We start from the raw sequence: 9,222 nt of genomic DNA on the forward strand, positions 1-9,222 counted from the left end.
CATACTGGAAAATGAAACAAGGTATTCTGATATGCGGCCACGGCAGCCGTGACAAAGAGGGAGTGGCACATTTCAGGGTGCTGGTGGAAAAGCTGCAACAGCGCTACCCGGATTATATCGTGGATTACGGTTTCCTGGAATTCGCACATCCGGTATATGCCGCGGCAGTAGAAAGAATGTACCAGGCCGGCGTGCGGCACATCATCGCTTTGCCCGCCATCCTGTTTGCCGGCGGACATGCCAAGAACGATATTCCCTATGAGATGAACTCACTGCAGCAGCAATATCCCGATCTCACCATCACCATGGCGAGGCACCTGGGCATTACAGCATCGCTGCTGCAACTATCGAAGCTGCTCATAGAAGAAGCGGAAAGCCAGGCCACTCCGCTGCCACGCGAAGAAGCCTGCCTACTGCTCATCGGGAGAGGTACCAATGATCCTGATGCCAACTCCGACGTAGCCAAGCTCACACGCATGCTCTGGGAAGGCATGGGCTTCGCCTTTGCCACCACCGCTTATATCGGTGTTGCCAGGCCTTTGCTGACAGACGCTTTACCGGTACTGGAACACCTTCCCTATAAAAGGATTGTAGTCCTGCCCGTATTCCTCTTCACAGGCGTATTGCTGAAACGGATATACGAAAATGTGGCTGCACATCAGCAACTATCATCAAAACAATATCGCTGCACCCAGTCGTATGGAAGCCATGAATGGCTGTTACAGGCCTTCGATGAACGCATACAGGAAGCGCTGGAAGGCAGCGGCAATATGAATTGCCAGCTATGCAAATACCGTAAGCAGATCGTGGGCTTTGAGGCAGACCAGGGGCAGGACCAGATCGGGCATCATTTACAGGTAAAAGGAATTTTATTTGAAGAAGAAGAGAAGCCGGGGCGAAAGAAAAATATATTATCAACAGTTAAGAAAGTACTGGGCATTTGAGTAAGAAAGGAAAAATTTATGCGGTATCACTTGGGCCGGGAGACCCGGAGCTGATAACACTGAAAGGCTGGAAAGCATTGCAATGTGCGGATAAGATATATTATCCCGCATCCCGAAAGGATGGCGGTGTGCGGAGCTTTGCACAAACCATTATGAAGCAGTACAACCTCTCCGGAAAGATATGGCAGCCGCTGATATTGGAGATGTCCCATAACAGGACGCATAATCTCAGCGCTTATGCGGAAATCTCCCGCCGGATGAAAGCTGATGTAGAGAACGGCTTGCAGGTGGCCTTTGTAAGTGAAGGCGATATTTCCTTCTACAGCACTTTCATCTATCTCCTGAAACATATACGGGAATATGATCTGCCGCTGGAAATCATTGCCGGCGTACCTTCTTTCCTGCTGGCAACAGCCATGCATCAGGAGCCGCTGGCACTGCTGCGGGATAAGATAGCAATTATACCATTCCTGGAAAGCGCCGGTGCGCTACGCCATTATCTGACTCATTTTGAAACAGTGGTATTGATAAAAGTACATGGCGCCTGGGAGTTCATTACACCTGCTCTGGATGCGGGCGATGCGGCAATGCTGTACAGCGAAAAATTGGGAACAACAGATCAGTATATCAGTGCCGATCCGGTTGCTGTGGGCGCGCGCACGCTGCCCTATTTTTCATTGATCATCCTTAAAAGTAATATATGCAACTGAGTGTGATAGGTATTGGTCCCGGTGATGCAGCCTGGCTGCTGCCCGCGGCGCAACAGGCGCTGGCCGGTGCAGATGTGGTAATAGGTTATCATTACTATTTTCAGTTCGTATCTCACCTGCTGAAGCCCGGTTGCGAGTGTCTGGGTAGGGAACTGTCAGAAGAAGAGGCGAGGGCACAGCTGGCAGTGGAGAGCTGTGCGCCGGGGATACACGTAGCGGTCATCAGTTCCGGCGATGCAGGCGTATATGCAATGGCTTCGCTGGTATATGAATATGCTGCAAAACATCAACGCGACGATATTCACCTGCAAACCATTCCCGGCATCAGTGCATTTCAGGCTGCGGCCGCGCGGCTGGGAGCGCCTATCGGACACGACTTCTGCTGCATTTCCCTGTCAGATCTGATGACACCCTGGAGTACCATCGAACAGCGTATCACCGGCGCCGCTATGGGAGACTTTGTAACCTCCCTCTATAACCCGCGCAGCAAACAACGCAGCTGGCAGTTGTCAAGATTGAAAGATATCTACCTGCAATATCGCAGTGGTGATACGCCGGTAGCCATTGTACGGCAAGTAACACGTGAGGAAGAATCCATTCATCTTACTACGCTGAAGGAACTGGACGTTTCACTGGTAGACATGTTCAGCCTGGTGATGATCGGCAATTCCCAGACCTTCCGCTTCCGCAATTTCCTGATCACCCCCCGCGGTTACCTCGCCCGCAAACCCGTCACCGGTGAGGAAATCCAGGAAGAGAGCTTCCGCCAGATCAGGACGCTGCTGAAGCGTGATGAACTGTCGCCGGCTGATCAATGGGCTGTTATACGCTGTATCCACAGTACGGCAGACGTTGAATACGAACAGCTGTATTATAGTACAGACAATGCTTTGGAGCAATGGCATCATTATCTCATAAATGGCGGTACGGTAATCACAGACGTAACGATGGTGCAATCCGGTATCACCAGGGCCTTTACGCAGCGCTATGGTGTAGATGTGAAATGTTATCTGAATGATGAACGCGTGCCTGCCCTGGCCGCCGCTGAAAATATTACCCGCAGTCAGGCCGGTATACGGCTGGCTGTGGAAGAACACCCTGATGCGCTCTTCGTGGTGGGCAATGCGCCCACCGCTTTACTGGAGCTATGCGATCAATGCAGACAGGGCGCCTGTACACCCGCCGGTATCATAGCCGCGCCGGTGGGTTTTGTGAATGTATTGGAATCCAAACTGAAGCTGCGTTATGGGGCTACTTCGCCTGTGGTCATCATAGAAGGACGTAAGGGAGGTAGCAATGTCGCGGCAGCTATCGTCAATGCGGCCTTCACGCTGGACACTATAACAGCGGTGGGTATACGATGAAGGCAAAGGAATACATAGTAATAGGCGTGGCTAACACCACCGCCGATTGCTGCGCAGCAGAAGCGCTGCCGTTGCTGTACACGTGCGCAGCTTTCTCCGGCGGCGACCGGCATTACCAGCTGGTAAAACACCTGCTGCCGGAAGCACATACCTGGATACCAATCAAAGGAGGTATGAGTGCCTTATTTGAAAAATACGCTGCCACGGAAGGCGCCATCGCTGTATTCGCCAGTGGTGACCCGCTCTTTTACGGAATGGTACAAACAATTCTTAAGTACGATCCGGCGGCTGACATAAAAGTATATCCGCAGTTCAACAGCATACAACGTCTCTGTACCAGGGTAGGCCAGCCTTATGAAAGTGTGAAGCACACATCCGTACACGGCCGCGGCTGGCAGGAGCTGGATGCTGCCCTGATCCAAGGTGAACCGCTGATTGCTGTGCTGACAGATGCTACCCGTTCTCCGCGCGCCATCGCACAACGAATGCTCGATTATGGCTTCACACACTATGAAATGCTGGTGGGAGAAGACCTGGATGGTATACAGGAACACATTTCCCGCGGAGAGCTAACGGAGATGTCTATACGTTATTTTCATCCGCTCAACTGTGCACTGCTCAGGCAGGTGGTAGCTCCGGAACAACCGGGAATAGGAATAGCCGATCACCTGTTTGAAGGATTGCCGGGCCGGCCCAATATGATTACCAAAAAGGCCGTGCGGCTCTATAGCTTGTCGCAGCTGGATTTACATCGTGCGCAGGTATGCTGGGACATCGGTTTCTGTACCGGCGCAGTGGCCATTGAAGCAAGACGGTTGTATCCGCATTTGCAGGTTGTTGGCTTTGAGAAGCGACCGGAATGTGCCGGTATCATCGAAAGGAATATGCGGCACTTGTCGGCGCCCGGCATTGAATACCTGTCGGGTGATTTCTTTGAACAGAACCTCGCCGCTTTGCCCGCTCCCGACGCCGTTTTCATCGGTGGCCACGGCAACAGGTTGCCGGAGCTGATGCAGCTGACAGATACATATATGCGTCCCCGTGGCCGCATAGTGATGAACGCTGTGCTGGAAAGCAGCATCACGCAGTTCTGCGACACCGCCGCAAGCCTTGGCTGGGAACTGCTGACACCCGAAGTATTGCAGGTGGGCCAGCATAACCCCATCACCGTTTTAACCGCTATCAAAACATCATGAAACAACAACATCATATCGCCATCATTGCAAGTACAGATCGCGCGCTGGCGCTGGCTGCCACTATCAGCAGGAACCTGGCGGAAACAAAGATATTTACTACGCGCACAGAAGATAACGGCAATACAGAACAGATCATATCTATCGCTGATTTCCTCTCAACGCATTTTCATCACTATAACGCATTTGTGTTCATTGGCGCATTGGGTATTTGCGTACGCAGCATCGCCACTCATATCGGTGATAAGACTACCGACCCTGCTGTGATCAACCTGGATGATCATGGACATTTTGTGCAGCCCGTGCTTTCCGGTCACCAGGGTGGCGCTAATGAGCTGGCCCGCAACATCGCACGGATATTAGGGGCACAGGCAGTTATCACCACTTCCAGTGATCTGCAGGACATATGGGCGCTGGATACACTTGCCCGCAGGTATAGCTGGAAAACCGCTTCCACCGCATCCATGAACACTATCATTGCTTTATTTGTCAACAACCGGCCAACAGCATTGTTACTCGATGTGAAGGATGAAGGAACGGAAAGACTGCTGCAAACAAAACCTGATTTCGTGGACGTATACTATCGCTTCGATGATATACCACAGGAACAATACGAGCTATTGATTGCAGTCACCTACCGGAAATATCATACAGCCGTTCCCGTTATCTACTACCATCCCGCCGCACTGCACCTGGGTATGGGCTGTAGCCGTGATATTGAGCCAGAACTGTTGGAAGCCTCCGTAACCGAGCATTTCAATGAAAATGGATTGGCAACGGAGTCACTGAAGTGTATCGTTTCTATCGATATAAAACAGGATGAGCAGGCATTTATCGCCCTGTCGGAAAAATGGAAGATCCCGTTTCATACCTATACAGCCGATGAACTGAATGCCTGTAAAGTACCCAACCCTTCTGATGTGGTGAAGAGCAAGCTGGATGTATACAGTGTTTCGGAGGCGGGCGCGTTGCTGTCATCCCGCAATAACAGCCTGCTCATCGAAAAAATAAAGATCAGTGTAAGCTCCGGCAAGAAACATACGATAGCTGTATCCCTGGATGCCGCATTGGAAAGACGTGCACAGATAGCCATTGTTGGCGCCGGTCCCGGAGATGGGTCCCTGGTGGCGGTGAAAGGGAAGGAGCTGCTGGAAACAGCAGACCTGATACTATATGCAGGCAGCCTCGTGCCGGAAGAGCTGACGCATTATGCTAAAGAAGGTGCAGTGGTGCAGAATTCCGCCGGCATGACGTTGGAGGAACAAATCACACTGATGGAACAACATTATGCGAAAGGTCATTTGATCGTGCGTCTGCAGTCCGGCGATCCATCCATCTACGGCGCTATCCAGGAGCAGATGACCATCTTCGATGAGAAAGGGATGGATTACTTCATCGTACCGGGCATCTCTTCGTTTCAGGCTGCAGCTGCGGTGCTCAGATCTGAATTTACCATTCCGGAAGTAGTACAGTCCATCATTCTCACCAGGGGCGAAGGAAATACACCCTTGCCGGAACGGGAGAAGCTCAACGAGATGGCTAAACACCGTGCCACCATGTGTATTTTCCTCAGCGCCACCATCGCCAGAAATGTGCAGGCGCAGCTGCTGGAACATTATCCGGAAGATACCCCTGTAGCGGTACTGTACCGCGTTACCTGGAAAGATGAAAAAATCTTCACCGGCCAGTTACACGAGCTGGCAGCCATCATACGCAGTAACAAACTTACCCGCACAGTGCTCATCATCGTAGGCACTGCCATCGGTGCAAGGAAAAACAGATCACATCTGTATAATCCCGAATGGAAGCACATCTTCAGAAATCAAAAAACATCGCACAAATAAAAATAACAACATAAAAAAATAGCAACATAAAAAAATAACATGGTTCTCGTATTTGGCGGCACAACAGAAGGCAAACTGGTTTTATCGGCATTGGCAGAAAAGATGCTGCCCTGCTGGTATTCCTCCAAAATAAAGATTGAGGTGGAGTTGCCTGCCAATGCACGTTACCGCTACGGCGCCTTTACGCCGCAGTCGCTGGAAGCATTCTGCCGCCAGGAAGAAATCAGGGCGATCGTTCATGCAAGCCACCCCTTCGCAGTGGTATTACATGAAACCGTAAGGGAAGTAAGTGAGCGTTTGGGTATTCCGGTTATCCGGTATGAAAGACAGTATCCTGCATTACCGGAACACCCGTTGATACGTTATGCCGATAGCTATGAGACACTGTTACCGGAGCTGATAGCGCAAGGCTTTGAACCCGTGCTTTCTCTCACCGGTGTGCAGACCATCGAAAAGTGGAAACCATTCTGGCAACACCGGAAAATGTACTGCCGCATCCTGCCGCGTGACACATCACTGGTAGTAGCCGCTGCTGCCGGATTCCCCGAACAAAACCTGCTGTTGTCCTTCCCCGGAAAAACAGTGGAAGAAGAAATAGATGTCATCCGGCAAACAGGTGCTCAGGCCATCGTGACGAAGGAAAGCGGTGAAAGTGGTTTCCTCTCTGTAAAAGCAGATGCTGCTATAACAAGTGGTGTACCGCTGTATATTATCCGGCGGCCTGCTCTGCCACCGCATTTCATCCGGACGGATAATAAGAACGGATTATTAGCTCACCTGGATAAACTGCTGTCATGAGCCTGCAACCGGTACCCACAGGAGATCTCCGCTGGGGATACAGTACAGGCGCATGTGCCACTGCCTGCACCAAAGCTGCCCTGCTGGCGCTGCTGGAGCAGGAGGAAGTGGCAACCGTTACAATCACACTGCCCGGCGGCGAAGAGGTGCTCTTTAAAATACATCATTGCCACTTCTCGGCAGACAGCGCCACCTGCGCTACTTACAAAGACAGCGGCGATGACCCGGACGTTACCAATGGCGCAGAAATAACCAGCACCATCACCTTCGGCGGAGAACAGGCTATCACATTTCTCCCCGGTGAAGGCGTAGGAATGGTGACGCTACCCGGATTGCCTGTACCGGTAGGAGAGCCCGCCATCAATCCTGTTCCCAGACAGATGATGACGGATGTAGTGCGGGAAATGCTGTCAGCGCATAATATAGACAGGCGTGTATGCGTCAGCGTCAGCGTGGCCAATGGCGCCACACTGGCAGCGAAAACGCTCAATGCCAGGCTGGGAATCGTCAATGGCATTTCCATACTGGGCACCACAGGCAAAGTGAAACCCTTTTCTGCAGCGGCCTACATCGCCAGCATCGAACAAGGCATTGATGTAGCATTGGCAAATGGACAATCACACATCGTCGTCAACTCCGGCGGCCGCAGCGAAAAGCTGTTACGCAACCTGTACCCGCTACTGCCGGCCCTTGCCTTTGTGCAGTATGGCAACTGGATCGGGGAAACACTGGCAAAAATCAACAGTTCCCCGTTACAGTCATTCACTATCGGCATGATGCTGGGCAAAGCGGTGAAGCTCGCCGGCGGCGCACTGAACACGCACAGTAACCAGTCGTCGTGGGATAAGGAATTTGTAGCCTCGCTGGCGGCAAAGGCAGGATATCCGCCGGAACAATGCGATAGCATCCGCGTACTTAACATGGCACGTGGCCTCACAGAACTGTTCCCTTTCAGAGAAACGGAACCTTTCTACATCGCACTGGCAGCTCGGTGCAGACAAGTGATACAGGCCGCGCTCAAACCCGTAACATTCGAAATCGTATTGATAGACGCAACAGATCATCGCCTGTTGTTTGTGAACTAAAAGAAATATTCATGTATCCGTTACTGTTAGATTCATTACTGCTTGGTGTACAACACTCGTTTGAACCGGACCATATGGCCGCTGTATCCGTGCTGGCTTCTGAAAGAAAGAAGAATAATACCGGCATAGGAAAACTGGTATGGCGCTCCTCGCAATGGGCATTGGGACACTCAGTTACACTGATATTATTCAGCGCGCTCGCATTGCTGCTTAAATCAGCCGTACCATTCAACCTCTCTGCCTGGGCGGAGATAGCAGTGGGCCCCATCATGATCTGGCTGGGATGGTCCGCCATCCGCAGAAACCATCAGCTGAAAGAAATGATGGACGAACATAAACAGTTTGCAGAACATGAACACCTCACCAATGCATTACATCTGCATGGAAAACAAGGCGAAGAGATTGCCATGAATCCGTTGTCCCGCTCCTTCTGGGTAGGCATGCTGCATGGCCTCGCGGGTACAGGCGGCGCCTGTGCGGCCGCACTGATACTGGCTTCCACAGATACGCGCACTGCTGTGTGGATCATCGTGGTGCAGAGCCTGGGTATTATCCTGGCAATGACCACCTACAGCTGCGTGCTCGCTTTTTCTGTATCACGTTTCATCGAGCATAACCAGGTCGCCTTTAAAGTGATCAACGCCACTGTAGGTGTGTTCTCTATTATCATCGGCATCGTCTGGATTTATAACGCAGTGATGGATACAATAGCTGGCTGACATTAAACATTCACTTGTAATCCCCTTATTATGATCGTTCCTTTATTTTTGGATTCTTTCTTGCTGGGTATCCAGCACTCATTTGAGCCGGATCATGTAGCCGCAGTGTCCGTACTGGCTACGGAAGAAAACAAAAAATACCGCCTGCGCAGGCTCGTATGGCGCTCTTCCCAATGGGCACTGGGGCATTCGCTGACATTGATCTTGTTCGGAATCCTGATATTGATCGTTAAGTCTGCGCTTTCGGAGAATGTGGCCGGCTACGTAGAGTTCCTGATAGGTCCGATTATGATATGGCTGGGCGTCACTGCCATCATGCGCAATTTCCCGCGGGACGGAGCTTCCCATACTCATGTACATACCCCCTCCGGTAATATGCTCTCCCGTTCTTTCTGGATCGGAATGATCCATGGCCTTGCCGGTACAGGCGGCGCCTGCGCTGCTGCACTGATGCTGGCTTCACGGGATGCCTATACTGCCGTGGGCATCCTGGTGCTGCAAAGCGTGGGTATCATCATCGCCATGACAGGCTACAGCTGCCTGTTCGCATTATCGGTACGCCGCT

General features: G+C 51.6%; 9 protein-coding genes. All 9 read left to right on the plus strand.

Annotated features, from left to right (window positions below; translation table 11 throughout):
* Window positions 1-11: 11 nt before the first annotated feature.
* Window positions 12-944, plus strand: coding sequence for a sirohydrochlorin chelatase (locus VM802_RS10455; protein WP_325530076.1), 933 nt, complete (start codon window positions 12-14; stop codon window positions 942-944).
* Complete coding sequence (gene cobI, locus VM802_RS10460; protein WP_325530078.1) at window positions 941-1,654, plus strand: precorrin-2 C(20)-methyltransferase; 714 nt, start codon at window positions 941-943, stop codon at window positions 1,652-1,654. The genes VM802_RS10455 and cobI overlap by 4 nt, the downstream gene beginning before the upstream one ends.
* A complete protein-coding gene (gene cobJ, locus VM802_RS10465; protein ID WP_325530080.1) occupies window positions 1,645-3,018 on the plus strand; it encodes a precorrin-3B C(17)-methyltransferase in 1,374 nt (457 codons plus the stop codon). The genes cobI and cobJ overlap by 10 nt, the downstream gene beginning before the upstream one ends.
* The gene (cbiE, locus tag VM802_RS10470) at window positions 3,015-4,214 is read left to right on the plus strand and encodes a precorrin-6y C5,15-methyltransferase (decarboxylating) subunit CbiE (protein ID WP_325530082.1); all 1,200 of its coding nucleotides are present in this window, start codon (window positions 3,015-3,017) and stop codon (window positions 4,212-4,214) included. The genes cobJ and cbiE overlap by 4 nt, the downstream gene beginning before the upstream one ends.
* Window positions 4,211-6,055 carry a precorrin-4 C(11)-methyltransferase gene (gene cobM / locus VM802_RS10475; protein ID WP_325530084.1) on the plus strand — a complete coding sequence of 615 codons (1,845 nt, stop codon included), beginning with the start codon at window positions 4,211-4,213 and terminating at the stop codon, window positions 6,053-6,055. The genes cbiE and cobM overlap by 4 nt, the downstream gene beginning before the upstream one ends.
* Window positions 6,056-6,094: 39 nt before the next feature.
* Window positions 6,095-6,853 carry a precorrin-6A reductase gene (gene cobK, locus VM802_RS10480; protein WP_325530086.1) on the plus strand — a complete coding sequence of 253 codons (759 nt, stop codon included), beginning with the start codon at window positions 6,095-6,097 and terminating at the stop codon, window positions 6,851-6,853.
* Complete coding sequence (locus VM802_RS10485; protein WP_325530088.1) at window positions 6,850-7,938, plus strand: cobalt-precorrin-5B (C(1))-methyltransferase; 1,089 nt, start codon at window positions 6,850-6,852, stop codon at window positions 7,936-7,938. The genes cobK and VM802_RS10485 overlap by 4 nt, the downstream gene beginning before the upstream one ends.
* A gap of 11 nt (window positions 7,939-7,949) precedes the next feature.
* A complete protein-coding gene (locus tag VM802_RS10490) occupies window positions 7,950-8,657 on the plus strand; it encodes a HoxN/HupN/NixA family nickel/cobalt transporter (RefSeq protein WP_325530090.1) in 708 nt (235 codons plus the stop codon).
* 30 nt (window positions 8,658-8,687) lie between these two features.
* Window positions 8,688-9,222 (plus strand): HupE/UreJ family protein (locus VM802_RS10495; RefSeq protein ID WP_325530092.1); only part of this gene is annotated, 535 nt, incomplete at its 3' end.

The sequence above is a fragment of the Chitinophaga sp. genome, assembly GCF_035538455.1.
Classification (GTDB): Bacteria; Bacteroidota; Bacteroidia; order Chitinophagales; family Chitinophagaceae; genus Chitinophaga.